Here is a 23,328-nt window from a genome sequence, read left to right on the forward strand (position 1 = left end):
GGTTGTCGGTATCCCTGTATCAACGTTCGCGGCCGAAAAGCTGGGCGGCGGACAACAAAGCGATCGATAGCACGATCAGGCAAGTCGAAATGGCGGCAATCGTCGGATCGATCTGGTCGCGCAGCGCATTGAACATGCGGCGCGTCAGCGTCGTGGTCTCGCCGCCCGAGATGAAGAGCGAGACCACCACCTCGTCGAAGGAGGTGATGAAGGCGAACAGCGCGCCCGACACGATCGAGAAGCGCAGCTGCGGCATGGTCACCTGGAAGAAAGCGGCGAACCGTCCGGCGCCGAGGCTGCGCGCCACCATCTCCTGGTTCATGTCGTAGGAGCGCAACCCCGACAGAACGGTGAGCACGACCAGCGGCAAGGCCTGGACAGTGTGGGCGATGACGAGGCCGGTCAGCGTGTTGTTGAGGCCGATGCGGGCGTAGAGGAAGAAGGTGCCGATGCCGATCAGGATGACCGGGATGATGAGCGAGGCGGTAAGCAGCGCGTTGATGGCGCCGGTCAGCCTGAGCGTGCCGGCATTTATGGCATAGGCGGCGGCGGTGCCGAGCGGCGTCGCCGCGATCGCCGTCATCACCGCCACCTTCACCGACACGATGGTCGCGTCGCGCCATTCGACGGAGCCGAAATAGCTTTCATACCAGCGCAGCGACCATTGCTCGGGCGGGAACTGCAGCAGCGTCGAACCGGAGAAGGACATGATGACGATGATCACCGACGGCGCGATCAAAAACAGCATGACGAGGCCGCCCAGCAGATAAAGCCAGAGGCGTTGCCAGTGCGAGATGGGCAGGCTGTTTTGAGTGCTCATCGCCGGCTCCATACGCCGGTGGCGCGCGCGCCGAGCAGCCGCTGGAACAGGCCGAGAAGCGCCAGCGTGACAGCAAGCAGCACGACGCCAAGCGCGGCGCCCGCGCCCCAGTTCGAATAGAGGCTGGTCGCCTGCTCCATGCGCATGGCCCACATGATGACCTTGCCGCCGCCCATCAGCGCCGGGGTGACGAAGAAGCCGAGGCAAAGCACGAACACGATGACCACGCCCGAGGCAAGGCCGGGCAGCGACAGCGGGAAGAAGATCTGCCGGAAGGTGGCAGCGGGGCTGGCGCCGAGATTCATGCCGGCGCGCAGGCAGTCGACGTCGATGGTCTTCATCGATGCGTAGAGCGGCAGCACCAGGAACGGCAGCATGATGTGGGTCATGCCGATGACGACGCCGGTGAAATTGTTGGCGAGCGGCAGCGGCTGGCCGATCACGCCGAGATCGATCAGCCAATTGTTGATCAGGCCCTTGCGCTGCAGGATGACCAGCCAGGCATAGGTGCGCACCAGCACGGAGGTCCAGAACGGCAGGATGACGAAGATCAGGCAGATCGAGGCGGCGCGACGCGGCAGCTGCGACAGCATATAGGCCAGCGGATAGCCGAACAGCACGCTGGCGCCGGTGACGACAAAGGCGACCTTGAAGGTGGTGACGAAGGTCTTGATATAGGACGCCTGCTCGAAGAAGCGCGCATAATTGGCGAAGCTGAGCTGACCGGTCTCGTCGAAAAGCGACAGCCAGAACAGCCAGCCGATCGGCACGATGATGACGGCGAAGACGAGGAACAGCCCGGGCGACACCAGCGCCAGCAGCCCCAGCGCCTGCCGCCGGGCGTCGGCGCGCAGCGCGTCGGCGTTCAGCACGCCATCCGGCTTGCCGGCATGGTCGAAGCTCGCGGACCCGACGCTCATTGGTCCGCCACCAGCACGACATCCTGCGCATCGATGCCGAGCGTGATCGGCTCTCCCGGCGCCGGCAACCTCGCCAGCACGTCGGAGCGGCAATAGTCGCGCAGCGTCACCTGCCGGCCGTCCCGCAGCGTCGCATAGCAAATGAAGCTGTCACCCTGATAGATGACGTCGCCGACGGTCGCCGGCAGCATGTTGAGGACGCCGGCCTGTTCGCCGTCGGCGACCAGCCGCAGCTTTTCCGGCCGCACCACCATGAGATGCCGGCCGACGGCCGGTATCGGATCGCTCATGCGCAGTTTCCGGTCCTCATGCCAGACGCTGCCATTGCGGCACTCGACCGGAATGAAATTGGATTCGCCGATGAAGCCGGCGACGAATTTCGTCTTCGGCCTTGCGTAGAGGGCCTCGGGCTGGTCGATCTGCTCGATGCGGCCGGCATTCATGACCGCGATGCGGTCCGACATGGTGATCGCCTCGCGCTGGTCGTGCGTGACATAGACCGTCGTCATGCCGAGCCGGCGATGGAGATTGCGCAATTCGATCTGCATATGCTCGCGCAGCCCCTTGTCGAGCGCCGACAGCGGCTCGTCCATCAAGACGATGCGCGGCTCGAAGACGATGGCGCGGGCCAGGGCGACGCGCTGGCGCTGGCCGCCGGAAAGCTGGTCGACCCGGCGCTCTCCCAGCCCTTGCAGGCGCACGAGGTCGAGGGCCTTTTCCACGCGCTCTCTGGTGTCGGCAGCAGAAACACGCCGCTGCTTCAGCGGAAAGGCAACGTTGTGGAAGACGTTCATATGGGGAAAGAGCGCATAGTTCTGGAACACCATGCCGATGTTGCGCTGGTGCGGCGGCATGGTGATGATCTCCTCGCCACCGACCTTGATTGAGCCGGCATTGGCTCGCACGAACCCCGCCAGGATCATCAGCAGCGTCGTCTTTCCCGATCCCGACGGCCCGAGCAGCGTCAGGAATTCTCCGGCCGCGACATCGAGGCTGAGATCGCTCAAGATGGAGACAGCGCCGAAGCGTTTCTCGATGCCGTGAATGCCGATGGGAAGCGCGGATGGCGCAAGAGACAAGAGCATCTCCTTCAACTCCGGATCATTGTAGCGGAACGGAACGGAGCGGCGCACCCTCGCGCCGCCCCGGCGCAGTCGCTATTGCTGGATCAGGTTGTTGAACTTCTCGGTCGCCTCGACGAGGGTGTCGCGCCAGAATTCGGGATCCTGCAGCACCTGCTTTTTGACGTTCCCGGGCGAGGAGTTGATGTCCTTGATCCGCTCCTGTGGGATCTTGCCGGTCTCGAAGGCCTTCTCGTTGGCCGGGCCGTTGTCGACGTAGAGCGGCAGGTTGGCCTGGAGGTCTGGGCTGACGAACTTGGCCAGCGCCTTCATGGCAAGGTCCTTATTCTTCGAACCCTTCGGGATGACCATGCAGTCGGCCGTCAGCACGCCCTGGTCGAAGGAGAAGCTCACGGGCGCGCCTTCCTTCTTCAAGGTGCCGGCGCGGCCGTTCCAGATGCTGGCCATGTCGACCTCGCCGTCCTTGACAAGTTGCATGGCCTGCGCACCGGAAGTCCACCAGGCGTCGATATGCCCCTTGACCTTGTCGACGGATTGCAGCGCGCCGTCGATGTCGACCGGATAGACCTTGTCGATCGGGAGCCCCTTGGCGAGCGCGGCGACGCTCAGCGTCTCCGTCGCCTGGCTGCCGGAGAGCGCGCGGCGGCCCGGAAACTTCTCGACATCCCAGAAATCGGCCCAGGTCTTCGGTCCCTTGTCGCCGAAAACGTCGGTCCGGTAGATCAGCACCACGGAGGTGTAGGAGATGCCGACCCAGTCGTCATGGACGAGCTTCGGGTTGATGCCGCTCTTGTCGATGACGCTGTAATCGAGTTTCTCGAACAGGCCTTCCTTGGAGCCGCGCGCGCATTCGTCGGCGCCGAGCTCCGTGATGTCCCATTTGACGGCGTTGCCGGTGACCTGCAGGCGCACGTCGTCGAGGCCGTTGGTCGTGTCCTGCTTGATGGTTATGCCGAGTTCCTTGGCCGTCGGATCGAAGAAGGCCTTGGTCTCCGCATCCTGATAGGTGCCGCCCCATGAGGCGACAGTGATGGTGTCGGCAGCCGATGCCGGAACGGCGACCGAGGCCAGCAGGCCCGCGACGGCCAGTCCGTAAATGCAAAGTCTCTTCGTCATTTTCGCTTCTCCAACCGTGTTCCCATTATAGTTGATTTGGTATGCGAATTTGTATACAATTTTGAGTGTAATTCGGCGGGAGCCGATGTCAACATAGATGATCGGTCTTTTTGGCTACCGGAGAAACTGAGCGCATTTTCGGAGGTGACTTCTTCTCGAATCGGCCCAGTTTCAAGCAGGAGCTAAAAGGCACTAGATTGCGAATCCGTGACAGGCCGTTGGAGGCGGGACGCTTGAGCAAGGAACGGAAAAACACGCTGCGCGACTCGGTATTCGAGAAGCTGAAGGCGATGATCATCACCGGCCAGATTCCGCCGGGCGGCCGCGTGACGGAAAACGAAATCGCCGAGCGCCTGAAGGTGAGCCGCACGCCGGTGCGCGAGGCCTTCAACCGGCTCGAACGCGACGGCTTGGTCATCGGCCGGCCGCGCCAGGGCTATATCGTAGCCGAGTTCAACCTGACCATGTTCCGCGAAGCCTTCGATATCCGCGAGCTCCTCGATGGGCGCGCGACCGAGCTGGCGGCGGCCAACGCCACCCCCGCCGACAAGGCGCGGCTGCGCGAGATGCTCGCCGAATGTGAACGCCTGGCGGCGATCCCCGACCGCAGCACACGGGAGAAATTCGAGGAATTGCAGGTCGGCATCGACCTGCATCGGGTGATCGCCGAAATGAGCGGCAACGAGATGCTCCACGGCATGCTCGGCGGCATCCTCGACAAATGCCAGCAATATGTGTGGACGGAGCTTCTGTGGCTGGACGAGTGGAAGCTCACCCGCGAGGAGCATACCGGGATCGTCGACGCGATCTGCGACGGTGATGTCGCTTTGGCCGGCGAGCGCGCCCGCGCGCATGTGCGCGGCTCGCGCGAGAACATCCTGCGCCTGCTGCAGGCCAAATCCGACTACCAGGGATTCTTCGCCAAGGCGTCGTGACCGGTCCTTTGGCGGGTCAGTTCGAAAGCACAGGGCAGTTGGCGCCGCGCCGCAGACTGACATGCGCTACATCGCCGACGCTGAATTGAGAACCGTCGGCGCGGCGCGGGGCATCGATGACGATGGCGGTCCCCTGCCCGAGCTCAGCGTGAAGGCGCAGCGTCCGGCCGTGAAAGACGACGCCGCTCACCCTGGCCGGCGCAGTGCCGTCGGCGGCCTCGGCGGCTGCCAGCAGATCCTCCGGCCGCACGCCGATGGTGCGCGTGTCGCCGGCGGCCGGTGTTTCGCCGGTGTCGGAGACCGCCTCCAGCGGCAGCTCGCCCGCGGCGAAGCGCAGGCGCTCGCCGTCACGACCGACAAAGCGTGACTGCAGGAGATTCATCGTGCCGATGAAGGAGGCGACGAAGCGCGTGGCGGGGCGGTCGTAGAGTGTTGCCGGCGCCGCGATCTGCTCGATGCGGCCCTTGTTCATGACGACAATGCGGTCGGAGATCGACAGCGCCTCGGTCTGGTCATGGGTGACCATGACGAAGGTGGTGCCGAGGCGGGCTTGCAGCCTTTTCAGTTCGACCTGCATCTGCTCGCGCAGATGCGCATCGAGCGCCGAGAGCGGCTCGTCGAGAAGAAGCACGCGCGGCTCGCAGACGATGGCGCGGGCGAGCGCGACGCGCTGGCGCTGGCCACCGGACAGCTCGGAGATGCGGGCGCGGAGCTTGTCGGCGAGCCCGACCATGTCGAGCGCTTCGCCGACGCGACGCGCCTGCTCGGCGCCGGTGAGTTTGCGCAACGACAGGCCAAAGCCGACATTGGCAGCGACGTCCATATGCGGGAACAGCGCATAGTCCTGGAAGACGGTGTTGACCGGGCGGTCGAAGGGCCTCAAGCCGGTGATGTCGCGGCCCTCCAGCAGCACATTGCCGCTGGTCGGGCTCTCGAAGCCGGCGATGACGCGCAGGCTCGTCGTCTTGCCGCAGCCGGACGGTCCGAGCAGGGTCAGGAACTCGCCCGGCGCGATGTCGAGATCGACGGCATCAAGACCGACGATGCCACCGGGAAAGACCTTCGAGACTTTCTCAAGACGAACGAGCGCATCAGGCGCCATCGCGCACCTCGGACGGCTTGGTGGTGTTGACCCACAGGATCTGGCAGCGCTCGGCGCCTGGGTTGCGGAAGGCATGCAGCAGCGTGCTCTTGAAGGCGAAGCTATCGCCTGCCTTCAGCACATACGTCGTGGCATCCACTACCAGCTCGACTTCCCCGGTCATCACGAAGCCGAACTCGTGGCCGGCATGGGCGTAGGCTTCCGCCGTGCCGCCGCCCGCCTCGACCGTCACCAGCATGCCGGTGAGCGTGGCAGCCGGCGGCGAAAGCAGCGCCTTGGCGATGCCTTCGGATTTCACCGGAATCTGCCGCCGCTTGTCGGCGCGCACGCAATAGAGGTCGTTGACCGCCTCGTTGCCTTCGGCGATCAGCGCCGACGGCTCTATGTCGAGGGCGGCGGCCAGCGGCCAGATCACCTTAACGCGTAGCGAGGACATGCCGCGCTCGATCTGGCTGAGCGCGCCGATGGAGATGCCGGCCTTGGCGGCAAGCTCGGCCAGCGAGAGCTTGCGCTCCAACCTCAGCGCCCGCACGCGCCGGCCGACGCGAACGTCGGCATCGTCCTTCGACCTTTCGGCGGCTTCGTCAAGAACATCCATGCATACGTCCTCGCTGTCTTTCCCTTCTCCCCTTGTGGGAGAAGGTGGATCGGCGCGAAGCGCCGAGACGGATGAGGGGTGGGTGACGGAATGAGACGTCCGCATTCCCTGGACCACCCCCATCCGTCGCCTTCGGCGACACCTTCTCCCACAAGGGGAGAAGGGGGAGCCTAAGCTCACCCGCCGGCCTTCACCTTCTCGAACATCTTGGCGACGTCGTCATTCTGCTTCATTGGCCCGGTGAAGATGGTGCTCTTCAGCATCACATCCGGATCGGCCGGCAGCTGCAGCTTCTCCAACTCGTCCTTCGACACGCCGGCGAAAGCGGTCGAGAGCGAGCTGCCATAACCGTAGGACTGGATCAGATATTTGCCCGAGTCGGCGTCGAGCCGGCTGTTGATGAAGTCATAGGCGAGATCGACGTTCTTGGCGTCCTTCAGCATGACGAAGCCGCAAGCCCAGGTCAGCATGCCTTCCTTCGGCTTCATGAACTCGACCGGCACGCCCTGCTTCTTGAGCGAGGTGGCCGACGCGTTCCAGGTCATGGCGGCGACGAGCTGGCCGCTGGCCAGGGCCTGCTCGACTGAGGTCATGTCGGTGGTGTAGCTCGACAGCAGCGGCCGCTGCTCACGCAGTTTCGCGGCGACCTTCTCCATCTGCTCCGGCGTCATGTCGAAGGGGTTCACGCCCGCCAGAAGTGCGGCGACGATCGGCGTGTCATGCACGGCATCGATGGTCGCCATGCGGCCGGCATACTGCTTGTCCCACAGAAGATTCCAGCTCGCCTCGGGGTTCTTCACCAGATCGGTGCGGTAGAGGATCGAGGTGTTGCCCCAGTCCCACGGCACCATCCACACCTTGCCGTCGCCGGCCTGCAGATCGGGCAGGTTCTTGAACACCGGGAAAATCGAATCCCAGTTCTTGATGCGCTTGGTGTCGATCGGCTGCAGCAGGCCTTCCTTGTTCCAGCGCGCCACCTTGTCGTAGCAGGGATGCGCGATGTCCGGCCGGAAGCCGGCCTTGACCTTGGTGAAGGCATCGTCATCGTCGCCGAAGATCGTCGCCTCGACGCCGTCCGGATGCGCGGCAAGGAAACTCTTGTTGAAGTCCGGCAATTCGTAGCCCGACCAGGTGAAATATTGCAGCTTGTCGGCGGCAAGAGCGACCGTCGACGACAGCGCCAAAGCCAAAGCGGCAAGGCCGGCCCGGGCCTTGTATCCGGTGATCGATTTCAGATGAAATGTCATTTTCGTTCTCCTCTTTCTTTGTTGTGGTTCAGGCTGGATTGCGGCGCGCGGCGCCGAGACCGCGATGGCGCAGGATTTCGGCGGCGGCGGCGATGATGAAGGATACGGTGAGGATCACGGTGCCGAGCGCCATCACGGTCGGCAGCGAGCGCGGGAAGCGCAGCTGGCTCCAGATGTAGAGCGGCAGCGTCGGCTCGGTGCCGGCGAGGAAGAAGACGACGATGAACTCGTCGAAGGAGGTCAGGAAGGCGAGCATGAAGGCCGATAGCACAGCCGGCAGGCTGAGCGGCAGCATGACGCGCCTAAACGTCGTCCAGTCGGAGGCGCCGAGATCGAGCGCCGCCTCGCGGATGGTTTTGGGGATGGCGGCGAAGCGGCTGCGCATCACCACGACCGTCGTCGGCAGCGCGACCAGGATATGGCCAAGCACGATGGCGATGCGCGAGGGGCCGAGGCCAACGAGGTTGACCAGGATCAAGAGCGAAATGCCGACAATGACGCCGGGGATCAGGATCGGCAGCCGGGCGACGGCGCTGATGGTGGCCGCCAGCGGCGAGCGGCCGTAAAGGTCCATGTAGGAGACGGTGATGCCGCAAAGCGTCGCGCCCGATGCGGCGATGACGCCGATGACCAGGCTGTTGGCCAAAGCGCCGGAGAGCGCCGGATTGCCGTAGAGCGTCTCATACCAGCCGAGCGTGAAACCCTGCAGCGGAAACGCGGCCTGGATGGAATCGTTGAAGGAAAACAGCGGGATCAGCAAGGTCGGCAGATAGAGGAACACCAGATAGGCAAGCACATAGAGGCCGAGCCAGCGGCCGCCTGCGTTGGTGTCGGTGCGCGCGCTGCTCATGTGCGGCTGCCAAATCTGCGGTCGGCGCCGCGCGCGACCAGCACCACGCACAGGATGACCAGCATGACGCAGACCGAGAGTGCTGCGCCGAAAGGCCAGTCATTGGCCTTGCCGAACTGCGACTGAATGAGCGTGCCGATCATGGTGCTGGCCGGCCCGCCGACCATGGCCGGGGTGACATAGTCGCCGACGGTCGGCACGAACACGACGAGGGCGGCGGCCAGCACGCCCGGCATCGAGTTGGGCAGCACGACGCGGCGGAAGCTCGTAAAGGGTCGCGCGCCGAGATCAGACGCAGCTTCGAGCAGCGATTTCGGGATGGTGTCCAGCGCCACATAGATCGGCAGGATGGCGAAGGGCGCGTAGGCGTGAGCGAGCGTGACGACCACCGCGGCCGGCGTGTTGAGGAAGGCAAGCGTCGGCTCCGACCAGAGGCCGCTTTCGATGAAGGCCGAGTTCAGCACACCGTTATAGGCAAGCACGATCTTCCAGGCGAAGACGCGCAAAAGGTAGCTGGTCCAGAACGGCAGCGTGACCAGGAAGAGCAGCAGGTTGCGCCGCCGCCCGGCATGGAAGGCGAGGTAGTAGGCGACCGGATAGGCCGTTGCCACCGTGGCCAGCGTGACCAGGCCGGCGATCACCAGTGAGCGCAGCGTCACCGTCCAGTAGAGCGGGTCCGTGGCCACGGTGACGAAGTTCGCCGCCGTCAGGCCGGCGCCGAGCAGAGAGCCGTCATTGCTCCTGAAGGCGAGAAAAATCACCAGGCCGAGCGCGAACAGGATCAGGAAGAAGGTGACCAGCCCCCCCGGCAGCAGCATGGCGAAGCGGAAGACCGGCGAGATGCGGGTTTCCGGCGACGGCCGCACTGCAACGATGGTCGACATCTGACTGCCTATTTTGGGACTGCCCATCGGATTTTTGAAATCGACCGATCATTTTTCATAGTCATGAAACTGTCAAGCGGAATCGCTTGTGCGCTGCACGCGTTCGGCGTCAGCGCTCGAGCGCGTCGAGCATCCGGTACCAGGTTATCGTGGCGGCGACGCCGACCTGCCGGAAGGCATGGAACGGGATCGGCCGGATCGGCGACAGCGGGAACGGCAATTGCCCGAGATCACCGCTCGCCAGATAGTTCGCCATGCGCTTTCCCAGCGCGCTCATCAAGCCGACGCCCCTGCCCTGGCAGCCGACCACGGCCAGCAGGCCCTTTTCCGGTTCATGCAGGTGCGGCAGATGATCGGGCGTCATCGCCACGCGGCCGAACCAGCGCTTTTCGATGGCGATGCCGGCAAGCGCCGGATAGAGGCGGATGAGCGCGCGCTCGAGATGCGCCCAGTCCGAAGCACCGGACGGCAGCGCCATGCGTCCGCGGCCGCCGAGCACCAGCCGGCCGTCCGCGCTCTTGCGGTAGTAAACAAGGATGCGGCGGGAGTCGGAGACAGCCTGGCCGCCAGGCAGGATCGTGGAAGCAAGCTCGGGCGGCAGTGGCGCGGTGGCGATCTGGAAAGAGTGCAGCGGCACGATCGTCTGCGCCAGGCCGGGCAGCAGGCCGTCCGTATAGGCATTGGTGGCGAGCACGACCGACTTGGCGCGCAATTCGCCTCCGCCTTGCACTGATACTCGCCAGAGGCCTGCTTCCCTGCTGAGCTTCACCACCTTCTGCCGCTCGGCAATCCTGGCGCCGGCCGCCGAGGCTATGCGCGCCAGCTCCAGCGTGTAGGACAGTGGATCGATGACGCCGGCGCGACGGTCGAGCCAGCCGCCGAGATAGCCCTTGGCGCCGGTCATCGCCGCGATCTCGGCCTGGTCGAGCAGCTTGACGTCGGCGCCGCGCGCCCGCCATTGCCGGTCGCGACCGGCGGCAGCCTTCAGGGCAGTCTCGGTGTGCGCCGCCTGGATCCAGCCATTGCGCGTGAACGGCACGGCCAGCTTCTCGTCGCGGATCACATCGAACACCGCGTCCGCCGTCGAGGCGGCGAAGTCGACCAAGGCCTCGCCACGCTCCTTGCCGAAATGCCCGATCAGCCATTCGGGATCGTACTTCAAGCCAGGAATGACCTGGCCGCCGTTCAAGCCGGACGCACCCTGCCCGATCGCCGCCGCCTCCAGCACCTGCACCGAAAGGCCGGCGCGGGCCGCATGCAAGGCGGTCGACAGACCCATGATGCCGCCGCCAACGATGACCGCGTCGAGTGTGCCGGCGCCTGAGAGCCCGGGCTGGAACGCCGGGACCGTTTTGGGCTTCTGCCAGATCGGATCGGAAAAGGTTGCGGGCAAGCGTTTCACCTGAGGCGCTGGAGCTTCGTGAAAATTCTATTGCTGATTTCACAAACTTGAAAGAGCGCTCGATAGGCCAGTGTGTCCTTGGCTATGTGACAGCATGCCTGAAGCCCATAACCTTGCCATAGACGGGATAGACGTCTGGGCGAAATCGGGGAAAAGTGCCGCGCGCGAAAAATCGAGAGGACCGACACCATGACCGACCCGACCCGCCTGCCCGCCGACGGCCTGTTCGTCGGCCGCGCCAGAACCGGCGACGCCTTCCATCCGCTTGTGGTCACGGCGCGCGACGGCCAGGTCATCGACATCACCTCGAGCGTGGCGCCCACAGTGCGCGATCTCTGCGAATTGAAGGACCCCGCGGGGCATGTACGTTCGACCAAGGGCAAGGCGATCGGCGCGCTGGAAGACATCGCGGCAAACAGCTTTGAAGCCGGGCGCGATGCAAAAAAGCCCATTCTGCTTTCGCCCGTCGACCTGCAAGCGGTGAAGGCCTCCGGTGTCACCTTCGTCGTCAGCCTGCTCGAGCGCGTCATCGAGGAGCAGGCGCGCGGCTCGGCGGAGAAGGCGGACGCCATCCGCGCCGATATCGCCGGGCTGATCGGCCATGACCTCTCGAAGCTGAAGCCCGGCTCGCCGGAAGCAATGGAGATCAAGGCCAAGCTGATCCAGCGCGGCGCCTGGTCGCAATATCTGGAAGTGGGCATCGGCCCGGACGCCGAGATCTTCACCAAATGCCAGCCGATGGCCTCCGTCGGCTTCGGCGCCGACGTCGGCCTGCATCCCGTCTCGACCTGGAACAATCCGGAACCGGAGATCGCCATGATCGCCGACAGCTCGGGCCGCATCGTCGGCGCCACGCTCGGCAACGACGTCAACCTGCGCGACGTCGAGGGACGCTCGGCGCTGCTGCTCGGCAAGGCCAAGGACAACAATGCTTCCGCCTCGCTGGGGCCTTTCATTCGGCTGTTCGACGAGACCTTTTCCATCGCCGACGTGAAGCGCGCGACGGTGCGGCTCAGCGTCGAGGGCGAGGACGGCTTCGCGCTGGAAGGCGCAAGCTCGATGGCCGAGATCAGCCGCTCGCCGGAAGATCTGGTCAAGGCCGCGATGGGGCCGCACCACCAGTACCCGGACGGACTGGCGCTCTATCTCGGCACCATGTTCGTGCCGTCGAAGGACCGCGGCGAGAAGGGCAAGGGTTTCACCCACAAGGTCGGCGACGTCGTCACCATCTCGTCGGAGAAGCTCGGCGCGCTGGTCAACCGGGTGCGCCTGTCGCCGGACTGTCCGCACTGGACCTACGGCGCCAGCCACCTGATGCGCGATCTGGCCAGGGCCGGTCTGATCTAGCAAGCGGGCAATGCTTGTGCTCGTCGCCGCAGGCTGACGGAGCGCAATCCCGGGGGCTTGCCCGCAGATATCCGTCGTAACTGATGCAATCTGATGGGATTGCTGATGGCGTGCGCGCCTGTGCCAACATCCATTGGCGATGGAGGCTTGTCAGCGATCGAAAAAGGGAATGCTCTGAAGCATCCGGTCGGAGCTGGCAGGAGATACGGTTTTCGGGCCGTATCGCGCCTGACGTGGAGGATAATTTTCAACATGGGAGGAAATCGAATGCTTTCGAGGCTGAGACTGCTCGCGCTTGGCTTGATCGCGGCGCTCGCCATTCCGGCGATGGCGCAGGCCAAGACATTCTACTGGATTTCGCATGGCGGGCCGGCCGATCCGGTCTGGACCTACTTCCTGGCCGGCGCCAAGCAATGGGCGACGGACACCGGCAACAGCGTCAACACGTCCTTCCACAACGGCGACGTGGCGTCCCAGCAGGAGGCCGTTCGCGCCGCCATCTCGGCCAAGGCCGACGGCATCGTGACCACCAGCCCGGATCCGGGCAGCCTCGTTGAAATCGTCAAGGAGGCCCGCGCGGCCAACATCCCGATCATCAACTTCAACACGCCCGACCCGAAGGCGAACTTCAACGCCTATGTCGGCGGCGACAACGTCACCTTCGGCAAGCACTGGGCGCAGTACCTGGTCGACAAGGGCCTGGTGAAGAAGGGCGATTTCGTCTGGATGCCGGTCGAAGTGCCCGGCGCCACCTACGGCGTGCAGGAAGAGGAAGGCATCAAGAGCGTGTTCGAACCGCTCGGCATCACCTATGAGGTGACCGAAGCGACGCTCGACCAGGCCGAAGTGATCAACCGCATGGTCGACTACCTCACCGCGCACAAAGGCAAGGTGAAGGCCATCATCGGCCTCGGCGACCTCGTCACCGGCTCGATCAAGCGCGTGTTCGACCAGGTCGGCGTCAAGCCGGGCGAAATCCCGGTCGTCGGCTGGGGCAACTCGCTCGACACCACCCAGGAAGTGCTGAACGGCTATGTCAACGCCGCGCAGTGGCAGGACCCGCAGGCGACCAGCTATGTGGCGCTCTCGCTCGCCAACATGGCCGCCGCCGGCATTCCTCCGGGCTTCAACGTCATCACCGGCGCGCTCTACGAGAAGGACACCGCCGGCGTCTACGACAAGATCCTGTCCGGCAAGTAATCCGCGACCGATGGCCGTGACCGCCGTTGCGGTCGCGGCCATTCTTTCGCCTGACCTGCCGCCGCGCGGGCTTAAAGCATGTCTCCCGAAAGCGGGACCCGGTTTCGGGACAAAGACATGCGTATAATCAAAAACCTAAAGCGCATGGAGCGAACCTGAAAGATCGCGACGCGCTTTTAGCCAAGTTCATTCACGTCGCGGGCCCAATGGAAAACCGTTCCTTCATCCAACGTTTCATCGCGAGGCCGGAATTCGGGCCCTTCGTCCTGCTCGTCGTCGAGCTTGTCGTCTTCTGGGGCATCAATCCCGACTTCCTCTCGCCGCAGAACATCTCGAACATCCTGGCCTTCACCGTCGAGCTCGGCCTCATCGCGCTGGCGATGACCTTGCTGATGACGTCGGGCGAATTCGACCTTTCAGTCGGCTCGCTGTTCGGCTTCTCGCCGGTGTTGATGTGGACACTCTACAACGGCGGCGTCACATCGCTGGAGATGGGCCTGCTGATCGCGCTGGCGGTGGCGGCCTTCATCGGTCTGGTCAACGGCTGGTTCGTCACCCGGCTCAAGATCCCGTCCTTCCTGGTCACGCTCGGCATGCTCCTGGTGGTGCGCGGCACCGCGCTCTTCGTCACCGACGGCTTTCCGCAACGCACCTGGAGCGCCGAGGGCAGCTGGCTGGCGGATATACTGGTCGGCGATTTCTATGTCGGACCGTTCCGCATCTATGCCTCGCTGTTCTGGTTCATTGGAGCCGCGATCGCTCTCGGCTACGTGCTGACGCAAAGCCGCACCGGCAACTGGATCCAGGCAGCCGGCGGTAATCCAAATGCGGCGCGTGCGCGCGGCGTCAATGTCGACCGCGTCAAGGTCGGCCTGTTCATCCTTTCAGCGCTGATGGCCTCGCTTGCCGGGGTCATCTCGTCGCTGCGCACCTCGGCCGCCAACCCCAACAGCGGCACCGGCTACGAGCTCGAGGTCATCGCCATGGTGGTGATCGGCGGCACGGCGCTGACCGGCGGGCGCGGCACCATCATCGGCACGGTGCTCGGCATCCTGATCCTGCGCGTCATGCGCAACGGCATCGTGCTGATCGGCGTGCCGGGACTCGCCTACAACATCTTCATCGGCGCGATCATCCTCGGCATGATGGCGCTGCATTCATGGCTCGAACGCCGGCACCAGGCAGGAACGTGACCCATGGCCGAACCGCTCATCCGCATGACAAACATCCGCAAGTCCTACGGACGCGTGCAGGCGCTGGTGGACGCCAACTTCCACGTCAACGAGAAGGAGATCGTCGGCCTGCTCGGCGACAACGGCGCCGGCAAGTCGACGCTGATCAAGGTGCTGTCGGGCGCCGTGCCGCTGACCAGCGGCGACATCTTCGTGCGCGGCAAGAAGGTGGATTTCCGCAGCACCAGCGATGCGATCGCGCAGGGCATCGAGACGATCTACCAGGACTCGGCGCTGGTCACGCAGCTGTCGATCGCGCGCAACCTGTTCCTCGGACGCGAGCCGATCAAGCCGCCGCGTTTCCTCAACCGCATGGACCAGGAGGCGATGAACACGGTGGCGCGCGATCTGCTCAAGCAGGTCGGCATCTCGAAGAACATACCGCCGACGACGCCGATCGGCTCGCTGTCGGGCGGCGAACGGCAGGCGGTGGCGATCGCGCGCGCCATGCATTTCGACAGCGATCTCATCATCCTCGACGAGCCGACCAACAATCTCGGCGTCGCCGAGACGCAAGGCGTTTTGAGCTTCGTGCGCAGCGCCCGCGATTCGGGGCACTCCTGCATCTTCATCGCCCACAACATCCATCACGTCTTCCAGGTGGTCGACCGCATCGTGGTGATGCGCCGCGGCAAGGTGGTTGCCGACGACATCGATCCGAAGCAGACCACAGTCGCCGAGGTCGAGCGCATTATCACCGGCATGTCCGACAAGGAAATCCGCGACGCGATTTCCGACGGCCCGCAGCCGCATGGCTGATTGGCCTGGCGTTGATTTGGCCTGGCGTTGATTTGGCCTGACAGGGGCTCGCATCCCATCCTATGACTGGACCCATGAAAGCCACCGTAGCCGACATCGCCAGGAGCTGCGGCCTGTCGACCGCGACCGTCGACAGGGTGCTGAACAACCGGCCGGGGGCGAGCGCCGCCAACCGGCAGCGGGTGATGGAGGCGGCCAAGCAGCTCGGCTACCTGCCGACCCTCGACCAGGTCGTGCTGCCGTCGAAGCCGGCGCATCTGGAGTTCTTCCTGCCGATCGGCAGCAACGCCTTCATGGCGGATCTCGCCCATCATATCGAGGACTATGCCGCGCGGCTGCCGCTGGTCGCCTCCTGCCGCATCCACAACCTCGCCGGCATCTCGCCCCGCGCGCTGCAGGGCGCGGTCGAGAACCTGTCGCTCAAAGCCAACGGCGTCGGCGTCATCGCCGTCGACCACCCGCGCACGCGCAACATCCTGCGCGAGCTGGTCGAGGCAGGCATCCGGCTGGTCACGCTGGTCTCCGACGTGCCGGCGGCGCCCCGCTCGGCCTATGTCGGCATCGACAACCGGGTTGCCGGACGCACGGCAGCGCTCTTGATGGGCCGTTTCCTCGGCGGCCTGACCGGGCATCTGGCGATGATGGTCGGCTCGCGCTCCTATCGCGGCCACGAGGAGCGCGAGATGGGCTTCCGCTCGGTGCTCGCCGAAGAGTTCCCCAATCTCACCGTGTCCAGCGCTGTCGAGATCAACGACGAGCCCGATGCCAGCTACAGCGCGACCATGAAGGCGCTACACAACGAGCCGGAGCTGCTCGGCATCTATTGCGTCGGCGCGGGACGCTCGGGCGTGGCGAGGGCGTTGCTGGAATCCAGGCCGCGCCGCAAGCCGGTCTTCATCTGCCATGACCTGACCAAGGAGACGCGCCGCTATCTCGTCGACGATCTCGCCGACGTCGTCATCGACCAGAATGCGCGGCTGATCGCCGAGCAAGCCGTTATCCGCCTGCTCGGCTCGATCGCCTCATCGGCGCCATACCTGACGAAGAAATTCATCGAGCCGCGGCTGATCTTCAAGGAAAACGTGCCGGTGCAGTAGCGCGCGAATGGCGCCCGGCGACTCGGTCGCTGATTTGTCTGACGATTGATCCCGCAAATCTGCACACCTGCTATGCACGTTTCGCAGTTGCCGAATCGTTGGGCAAATCGTAACTATTTGCCGTGTCGGATGTCTTCCTCCTCCCAGACACCGACGGTGAATACGGTACACCTCCTCCCGTGCCGTATTCGAAATCGAAGCCCGCTGCCTCCTCCTCCCGGCAGCGGGCTTTTTCTTTGCCCATACCGAATTCGAAAGCCCGAAGAAGTCGCTGTCAGCGCGCCCTGAAGGACGCAATCAGGCTCTCGGCCATACGCACGAACTGCGCGCTCGGGCCTTCGGCGCCGACGCTCTGCATCGAGACGCGCGCGCCTTCGAGCAGCAGCGACAGTGTGTCGGCGAGCAACTCGGCCTGGCCAATGCCGGCATCGCGGCAGAGTGCCACGAGCTTCTCCCGCTGGGCTTCTTTCAATTCCTTGATGACACGCCTTGCCGGATGATCGCTCTCGCTGAGCTCGACGGCGGCATTGGCCATGTCGCAGCCGCGGCTGTCGGCGCTAAGCAGTTCCGAGGCCTTGCGAACCCAGGCATGCAACTGCGCAAGCTTGTCGCCGGGGTGCTCGGCCTCGAACTCGTCCCATATCCTCGAAGCCTTCGCCGCCGTGGCGCGCAGGCATTCGATGATCAGATCGTCCTTGGATTCGAAGTGACGATAGAGCGTCATCTTGTTGGTGCCGGCAGCCTCCGTGATGGCGTCGACGCCAACGCCCTTGATGCCGTGCTTGTGGAACATGTCCTGCGCCGTCTCCAGGATCCGATCCCGGGGGCGAGAACGCTCCACGACGCCGTCTGTCATCATGATCTCCTTTCGTTTCCAAAAAACCCTCGGCCACCTCTTGACTAGGGTGTTACCGGTCTGTAACTTCTAGAATGTTACTTACTGGTAACACCTATGTCGCTCGCCGTCAACGACAAGGCCCTCCGACGAGCCTGCCAGAGCGAGATAGGACGGAAAACCTGCCTGTCATGCGGCTTCGGCCGGTGAAAAAGAGAAAAAGCGGCGCGTGATCATCCGATGCGGGCCGCAGCAAGGAGCCACTCCTATGCAAAAGCGCAAAGACCTGACGATCGACGAAGCCATCCGGGATCCAATGATACGGCTGGTGATGAAGGCGGACGGGATCGACCCCAAGGCCTTCGAATGGATGCTGCGCTCGCGTGCGGCGAAACAGGCGCCGGGCGACGAGATCCTGCCGTCCTTCCTGGAGGACTCCGGCTCCGGCCGGGCCCAGCGCATGCGCCATTTCGCAAAACCGTTCGGCGAGGCATCCGCGTCATGGTAAACTTCTTCATCCATCGCCCGATCTTCGCGTCGGCGATCGCCATCATCATGGTGCTCGCCGGCGCTATCGCCTATTTCCTGCTGCCGGTGTCGCAATTCCCCGACATCACGCCGCCGCAGGTGGTGGTCAGCGCCCATTACCCGGGCGCGAGCGCGCAGGTAGTGGCCGATACGGTCACCACGCCGCTCGAGCAGCAGATCAACGGCGTGCAGGGCATGACCTACATGTCGTCGACGAGCTCGAATGACGGCTCCTCGACCATCACCATCACCTTCGATGTCGGCTATCCGCTGAGCACGGCGGCCGTCGACGTGCAGAACCGCGTCTCCCAGGCCGCATCCTCCCTGCCGGCGATCGTCAACCAGGGCGGCGTGACGATCAAGAAGCAGAACCCCAATTTCGTCCTGATCGTTGACCTCACCTCGCCGGACGGCTCGGTCGACCCGGTGGCGCTGAGCAACCTCGCCTATCTGCAGGTGGTCGATCCGCTGAAGCGGCTGCCCGGCGTCGGCGACGTGCAGATCTTCGGCGAGCGCCGCTATTCGATGCGCGTCTGGCTCGACCCGGACAAACTGGCCAATCTTGGCATCACCGCCGTCGACGTGCAGAACGCCATCGCCGAGCAGAACGTGCAGGTGGCGGCCGGCAAAATCGGCCAGTCGCCGGCGCCGGCCGGCACCGCCTTCGAGATGCAGGTCAACGCGGTCGGCCGCCTCAGCGACCCCAAGGAATTCGGCGACATCGTCGTGCGCGCCAATTCGCAGAACGGCTCGCTGGTGCGGCTGCGCGACGTCGCGCGCATCGAGCTCGGCGCGCTGCAATATTCGTCGTCAGCCTTCTTCGGCAAGGACCCGACCGTGGTGCTCGCCGTCTACCAGATGCCCGGCTCCAACGCGCTCGACCTGCAGCAGCGGGTCAAGGACAAGATGCAGGAACTGTCGGCGCGCTTCCCGAAGGGCGTCCACTACGCCATGCATTACGATACGACGCGCTTCGTCTCGGCCTCGATGCATGACGTACTGATCACGCTCGGCGAAGCGCTGGTGCTGGTCGTGGCGGTGGTGTTTATCTTCCTGCAAAGCTGGCGCACCACCATCATCCCCACCATCGCCATTCCCGTGTCGCTGATCGCGACGCTGGCGGTGATGTACATGCTGGGCTTCTCGCTCAACATGCTGTCGCTGCTCGGCATGGTGCTGGCGATCGGCCTTGTCGTCGACGACGCGATCGTGGTCGTCGAGAATGTCGAACGACAACTGGAAGCGGGCCTCAAGCCGCTTGCCGCGACACGCGCGGCGATGGCCGAGGTGACGGGACCGATCATCGCCACCACCGCGGTGCTCGCGGCAGTGTTCATCCCTGTCGCCTTCATCCCCGGCGTTTCCGGTCGGCTCTATAATCAGTTCGCGCTGACGGTGGCGATCTCGGTCGGCATCTCGGCTTTCAACTCGCTGACGCTGAGCCCGGCGCTGAGCGCCGCATTCCTGCGCCATCGCGGCGAGACGCAGTTCGTGCTGTTCCGCTGGTTCAACGCCGGCTTCGACTGGCTGTCGCATGCCTATGCCCATGGCGTGCGCATCCTGATCAAGCTGCGCTGGGCCATGCTCGGCCTGTTCGCGGCCGGCCTGGTCGCGACCTATTTCGTCTGGCAGAAGCTGCCCTCGACCTTCCTCCCCGTGGAGGACCAGGGCTATTTCTTCGTCGTCATCCAACTGCCCGACGGCGCCTCGCTGGAGCGGACCGATGCGGTAGCGCAGAAGGCGCGCGACATCCTGCAGAACACGCCCGGCGTTGACATCGTCGGCTCGATCAGCGGCCTGAACTTCCTGACCAGCGCCGCGCAGTCGAATTCGGCTGTCGAGTTCGCCATCCTGAAGCCGTGGGACGAACGCGGGCCCGACCAGAACGCTTCGAAGCTGGTCGAGCAGGTGCGCGGCAAGCTCCTGCAGATGCCGGAAGCCTTCGCGCTGTCCTTCGATCCGCCGTCGATCCCGGGCCTCGGCACCACCGGTGGCTTCGAATTCCAGGTGGAGGATCTTTCGGGACGCGGCAGCGCCGCGCTCAACGAGGTCACGCAGGCGCTGATCGCCGAGGCGCGCAAGCAGCCGGAACTCAACCCGCAGCAGCTGTTCTCGTCCTTCTCGACCTCGACGCCGCAGTTCAACTACGACCTCGACCGCAGCAAGGCGAAGCTTCTCGGCCTCTCCCTGCCGGACGTGTTCAACACGCTGCAGATCTATCTCGGCTCGCTCTACGTCAACGACTTCAACCTGTTCGGCCGCACGTTCCGGGTGACGATCCAAGCCGACAAGGATGCGCGAGCGGATGCGACCGACATCTCGCGGCTCTATGTGCGCAACGCGTCGGGCGGCATGGTGCCGCTGAGCACGCTGGGCAAGCTGGTGCCGATCGTCGGACCGGAGACCGTGCCGCATTACAACAACAATGCGTCCGCCCTCATCAATGGCGGCGCCGCGCCGGGCTTCTCGTCCGGACAGGCGGTGGCGGCGATGGAGCGGGCGGCCGCAAACGTGCTGCCGCGCGACTTCGGCTACGAGTGGACCGGCATCACCTTTCAGGAGCTCAAGGCAGGATCGATCGCCTCGGTCGTGTTCGGCCTGGCAATCGTCTTCGTCTTCCTGATCCTGGCGGCGCAGTATGAAAGCTTCGCGATGCCCTTCATGGTGCTGCTCGCCGTGCCGCTGGCCCTGTTCGGCGCCTTCGTCGTGCTGTTGCTGCGCGGCATGCAGATCGACGTCTACTCGCAGATCGGCTTCGTCATGCTGATCGGCCTGGCGGCGAAGAACGCCATCCTGATCGTCGAGTTCGCAAGGCGACGGCGCGAGGAAGGGCTCACCATCGTCGAGGCGGCGATGGAAGCGGCGCGGCTGAGGCTGCGGCCGATCCTGATGACGGCCTTCGCCTTCATCCTCGGCGTGCTGCCGCTGATGTTCGCGACCGGCGCGGGTGCGGCCAGCCGGCAGTCGATCGGCACCACCGTCTTCGGCGGCATGGTGGCGGCGACTGTCCTGTCGCTGGTCTTCGTGCCGGTCTTCTACGCGGTGATCGAGAAGCTGCGCGAGCGCGGCGGCGAGAACGAACCTGCCGCGGGGCATCAGGATGCCCCGCACCAACAAGAGATTGAACCTACCGCCGAGCCGGCGCTTCAGCCGGTCGCCCAGGCGGCCGAATAGGATGGAGATCAACATGCGTAGATGGAAAATCGCTTTGGGAACGGCGGTCGCGCTGGGCGCGATCTCGGTGGCAAGCGTCCACCTGCTGGACATGGGCAACCTTAGCGGCGGCACCGCGGGCGCCGCGCCCGCGCCTGCGGCCTTCGTCATGCCGGTGCCGGTGGTGAACGTGGTCAAGAAGACGCTGCCGATCTATCTCGACTACGCCGCGCGCGTCGAATCGATCCGCAGCGTCACGCTGCAGGCGCGCGTGCCGGGCTATCTGCAGGAGCAGACCGCGGCCGACGGCAGCGACGTCAAGCAGGGCGACCGGCTCTACAGGATCGCGCCTGAGGATTACCAGGCAGCCCTCGACCAGGCGAAGGCGCAGGTCGAGCGCGACACCGCGACGCTCGAATATGCAAAGTCCAATCTCGGCCGCGGCACCGACCTCGCCAAAGCCGGCTATCTCGACAAGGACAGCTTCGACCAACGCACCAGCAATCTGCGCACGGCGCAAGCCGCGCTTGCCGTCGACCAGGCTGCGGTGCGGACGGCCGAGCTCAATCTCGGCTATGCCGAGATCAAGGCGCCCTTCCCGGGACGCATCGGCCGCAACCAGGCTTCGGTCGGCACGCTCGTCAGCGTCGCCGGCACCGTGCTCAACACACTGGTGCAGCTCGACCCAATCTACGTCACCTTCAATCCGAGCGAGACCGACCTCGTCCAGATCGAGGAAGCAAAGGCCGCCGGTCCGATCGCCGTCGACGTGCTGCTGCCCGGCGAGACCGAGCCCAGCCAGAAAGGCCAGCTCACTTTCATCGACAACACGATCGATCATTCGACCGGCACGATCACGGCGCGGGCGACGATCGGCAATGCCAAGTTCAGACTGCTTCCCGGCCAGTATGTGCGCGTGCGGCTGCATGTGAAGGAACAGCCCAACACGCTGATGGTGCCGCAGGTGGCGCTCGGCTCCAGCCAGCTCGGCAAGTACCTCTACGTGCTGGGCAAGGGCAACACCGTTGACCAGAAGCTGGTATCGCTCGGGCCGACCGATGGCGATCTGATTTCCGTGACCTCCGGCATCTCCGAGAGCGATCAGGTGATCACGGGCAATTTGCAGAAGATCGGACCCGGAATGCCGGTTTCTCCCTTGCCGCAACCGAAACCGGCCAGCTGATAACCCCCATCAGTCCCGGTCCGACGGCGCCCCCGGCTCCCACGCCGGGGGCGCCGTTTTGCTAAGAAGTCCTACCAGCCCAGCGATGTCGGCACGCTCGGCCTTCGCCGGGAGCATGAAGGCGCAATAGGGCTGGCCGAGGCGAACCGAGATGAACGACAGCGCGATCAGCCGGCCGGCTTCGAGATCGGCGGCGGCCATGATCCTCTGCCCGAGTGCCACGCCCAGCCCCAGTCTTGCGGTGCCGATCGCCAGGCTGGAGAGACCGACGCGGCGACCGTGCGAAGGATCCGGCGCGCGGTTGCCGCCCGCCGCCGCGAACCAGTCCGCCCAGGTCGGGTGCGAGGCATAGTTCGGCCCCCAGTTGGTGTGGATGAACTGGCTTTCATGCACGTTCGACAGATCGAAACCTTCGTTGCCGTGGCGCTGCCAGAACTCCGGCGACGCGACGGGCAGCACGTCGTCATGGACGAGACGGACCATTTTCAGCGCGGGATAGTGGTAGTCGCCGTAGGAGATGCGGAGATCGATGTTCTGGCGCACGACGTCGACGGGATCGTCCTCGACGCGGACATCGATCGCCATCTGCGGAAAACCGTCGAGCAGTATGGCGAGCCGCGGCGCCAGCCACAGTTCGGCCAGAGAGGACGGCACGCTGACGACAAGGCGGGTGCGCAAGCCGCCTTCCAGCATGCGCCGGCCGACCGCGGCGATCTCGCCCAGCGCCCGCGCCGTCTGCGGGTAGATGGCATGGCCGGCATCGGTGAGCGCGATGCGGTTGCCGTTGCGCACGAACAATTGCTTGCCGAACCAGTCTTCCAGATTGCGGATCTGCTGGCTGACCGCGGCCGACGACACGCCAAGCTCGGTGGCGGCAAGCGTGAAGCTGCCGGCGCGCGCAGCGACCTCGAAAGCCCTGACCGCGTTGAGTGGCGGAAGCTTTTCCATACGGACCTTCACCAAGTTTTTCTTGCGGAAGCCTAACAATTTTACGCGTTGAGAGAAAGATTTCCTTGCTGTCTAGTGACCTCAGATTTT

At 64.6% G+C, this 23,328-nt stretch carries 21 protein-coding genes; 9 read left to right on the plus strand and 12 right to left on the minus strand.

Annotation, left to right across the window (positions count from 1 at the left end):
* Window positions 1-19 precede the first annotated feature (19 nt).
* The 4 genes from EN853_RS25780 to EN853_RS25795 all read right to left on the minus strand — a co-directional run bounded on the left by EN853_RS25780 (window position 20) and on the right by EN853_RS25795 (window position 3,938).
* Entirely contained in the window at window positions 20-820 is an 801-nt protein-coding gene (locus EN853_RS25780; protein WP_127861994.1) for an ABC transporter permease, read from the minus strand.
* On the minus strand, window positions 817-1,740 hold the full coding sequence (locus EN853_RS25785) for an ABC transporter permease (RefSeq protein WP_127861995.1): 924 nt from the start codon (window positions 1,738-1,740) through the stop codon (window positions 817-819). Before EN853_RS25785 ends, EN853_RS25780 begins: the two co-directional genes overlap by 4 nt.
* The gene (locus EN853_RS25790; RefSeq protein ID WP_127862044.1) at window positions 1,737-2,819 is read right to left on the minus strand and encodes an ABC transporter ATP-binding protein; all 1,083 of its coding nucleotides are present in this window, start codon (window positions 2,817-2,819) and stop codon (window positions 1,737-1,739) included. Before EN853_RS25790 ends, EN853_RS25785 begins: the two co-directional genes overlap by 4 nt.
* Before the next feature lie 78 nt (window positions 2,820-2,897).
* The gene (locus EN853_RS25795; RefSeq protein ID WP_127861996.1) at window positions 2,898-3,938 is read right to left on the minus strand and encodes an ABC transporter substrate-binding protein; all 1,041 of its coding nucleotides are present in this window, start codon (window positions 3,936-3,938) and stop codon (window positions 2,898-2,900) included.
* A gap of 233 nt (window positions 3,939-4,171) precedes the next feature.
* On the opposite strand from EN853_RS25795, the gene EN853_RS25800 reads away from it, so the two are divergent.
* Window positions 4,172-4,873, plus strand: a complete 702-nt coding sequence (locus tag EN853_RS25800) for a GntR family transcriptional regulator (RefSeq protein ID WP_167524597.1) — start codon at window positions 4,172-4,174, stop codon at window positions 4,871-4,873.
* 16 nt (window positions 4,874-4,889) lie between these two features.
* On the opposite strand, the gene EN853_RS25805 is transcribed toward EN853_RS25800, so the two are convergent.
* The 6 genes from EN853_RS25805 to EN853_RS25830 all read right to left on the minus strand — a co-directional run bounded on the left by EN853_RS25805 (window position 4,890) and on the right by EN853_RS25830 (window position 10,947).
* Window positions 4,890-5,975, minus strand: coding sequence for an ABC transporter ATP-binding protein (locus EN853_RS25805; RefSeq protein ID WP_127861997.1), 1,086 nt, complete (start codon window positions 5,973-5,975; stop codon window positions 4,890-4,892).
* Window positions 5,965-6,573, minus strand: a complete 609-nt coding sequence (locus tag EN853_RS25810; RefSeq protein WP_127861998.1) for a cupin domain-containing protein — start codon at window positions 6,571-6,573, stop codon at window positions 5,965-5,967. The genes EN853_RS25805 and EN853_RS25810 overlap by 11 nt, the downstream gene beginning before the upstream one ends.
* A 176-nt stretch (window positions 6,574-6,749) precedes the next feature.
* Window positions 6,750-7,820 (minus strand): ABC transporter substrate-binding protein, encoded by a 1,071-nt coding sequence (locus EN853_RS25815; RefSeq protein ID WP_127861999.1) that lies wholly within the window; start codon window positions 7,818-7,820, stop codon window positions 6,750-6,752.
* Window positions 7,821-7,848: 28 nt separating this feature from the next.
* The gene (locus EN853_RS25820) at window positions 7,849-8,670 is read right to left on the minus strand and encodes an ABC transporter permease (RefSeq protein ID WP_127862000.1); all 822 of its coding nucleotides are present in this window, start codon (window positions 8,668-8,670) and stop codon (window positions 7,849-7,851) included.
* A complete protein-coding gene (locus tag EN853_RS25825) occupies window positions 8,667-9,554 on the minus strand; it encodes an ABC transporter permease (protein WP_127862001.1) in 888 nt (295 codons plus the stop codon). The genes EN853_RS25820 and EN853_RS25825 overlap by 4 nt, the downstream gene beginning before the upstream one ends.
* 109 nt (window positions 9,555-9,663) lie before the next feature.
* On the minus strand, window positions 9,664-10,947 hold the full coding sequence (locus tag EN853_RS25830) for an FAD-dependent oxidoreductase (RefSeq protein ID WP_127862002.1): 1,284 nt from the start codon (window positions 10,945-10,947) through the stop codon (window positions 9,664-9,666).
* 198 nt (window positions 10,948-11,145) lie between these two features.
* Between EN853_RS25830 and EN853_RS25835 the strand changes: the two genes are divergently transcribed.
* From EN853_RS25835 to EN853_RS25855, 5 genes are all read left to right on the plus strand, one after another.
* A complete protein-coding gene (locus EN853_RS25835) occupies window positions 11,146-12,303 on the plus strand; it encodes a fumarylacetoacetate hydrolase family protein (RefSeq protein WP_127862003.1) in 1,158 nt (385 codons plus the stop codon).
* 267 nt (window positions 12,304-12,570) lie between these two features.
* Entirely contained in the window at window positions 12,571-13,503 is a 933-nt protein-coding gene (locus EN853_RS25840) for a substrate-binding domain-containing protein (protein WP_127862004.1), read from the plus strand.
* A gap of 206 nt (window positions 13,504-13,709) precedes the next feature.
* Window positions 13,710-14,696 (plus strand): ABC transporter permease, encoded by a 987-nt coding sequence (locus EN853_RS25845; protein WP_127862005.1) that lies wholly within the window; start codon window positions 13,710-13,712, stop codon window positions 14,694-14,696.
* Window positions 14,697-14,699: 3 nt separating this feature from the next.
* Complete coding sequence (locus EN853_RS25850; protein WP_127862006.1) at window positions 14,700-15,494, plus strand: ATP-binding cassette domain-containing protein; 795 nt, start codon at window positions 14,700-14,702, stop codon at window positions 15,492-15,494.
* 74 nt (window positions 15,495-15,568) lie between these two features.
* A complete protein-coding gene (locus tag EN853_RS25855; protein WP_127862007.1) occupies window positions 15,569-16,591 on the plus strand; it encodes a LacI family DNA-binding transcriptional regulator in 1,023 nt (340 codons plus the stop codon).
* Between the two features lie 274 nt (window positions 16,592-16,865).
* Here EN853_RS25855 and EN853_RS25865 read toward each other — a convergent pair whose 3' ends face one another.
* Window positions 16,866-17,447: a TetR/AcrR family transcriptional regulator gene (locus tag EN853_RS25865; protein WP_127862008.1), complete on the minus strand. Its 582-nt coding sequence runs from the start codon at window positions 17,445-17,447 to the stop codon at window positions 16,866-16,868.
* A 247-nt stretch (window positions 17,448-17,694) separates the two neighbouring features.
* On the opposite strand from EN853_RS25865, the gene EN853_RS25870 reads away from it, so the two are divergent.
* Genes EN853_RS25870 through EN853_RS25880 form a run of 3 tightly spaced genes read left to right on the plus strand, consistent with a single transcriptional unit; the run spans window position 17,695 to window position 22,290 of the window.
* Complete coding sequence (locus tag EN853_RS25870; protein ID WP_127862009.1) at window positions 17,695-17,934, plus strand: hypothetical protein; 240 nt, start codon at window positions 17,695-17,697, stop codon at window positions 17,932-17,934.
* The gene (locus tag EN853_RS25875) at window positions 17,928-21,128 is read left to right on the plus strand and encodes a multidrug efflux RND transporter permease subunit (protein WP_127862010.1); all 3,201 of its coding nucleotides are present in this window, start codon (window positions 17,928-17,930) and stop codon (window positions 21,126-21,128) included. The genes EN853_RS25870 and EN853_RS25875 overlap by 7 nt, the downstream gene beginning before the upstream one ends.
* A gap of 13 nt (window positions 21,129-21,141) precedes the next feature.
* Complete coding sequence (locus tag EN853_RS25880; RefSeq protein WP_127862011.1) at window positions 21,142-22,290, plus strand: efflux RND transporter periplasmic adaptor subunit; 1,149 nt, start codon at window positions 21,142-21,144, stop codon at window positions 22,288-22,290.
* 9 nt (window positions 22,291-22,299) lie between these two features.
* Here the strand turns inward: EN853_RS25880 and EN853_RS25885 are convergent, their stop codons facing one another.
* Window positions 22,300-23,238 carry a LysR substrate-binding domain-containing protein gene (locus EN853_RS25885; RefSeq protein ID WP_127862012.1) on the minus strand — a complete coding sequence of 313 codons (939 nt, stop codon included), beginning with the start codon at window positions 23,236-23,238 and terminating at the stop codon, window positions 22,300-22,302.
* Window positions 23,239-23,328: the final 90 nt, after the last annotated feature.

Source organism: Mesorhizobium sp. M1C.F.Ca.ET.210.01.1.1 (genome assembly GCF_004791585.1).
GTDB lineage: Bacteria > Pseudomonadota > Alphaproteobacteria > Rhizobiales > Rhizobiaceae > Mesorhizobium.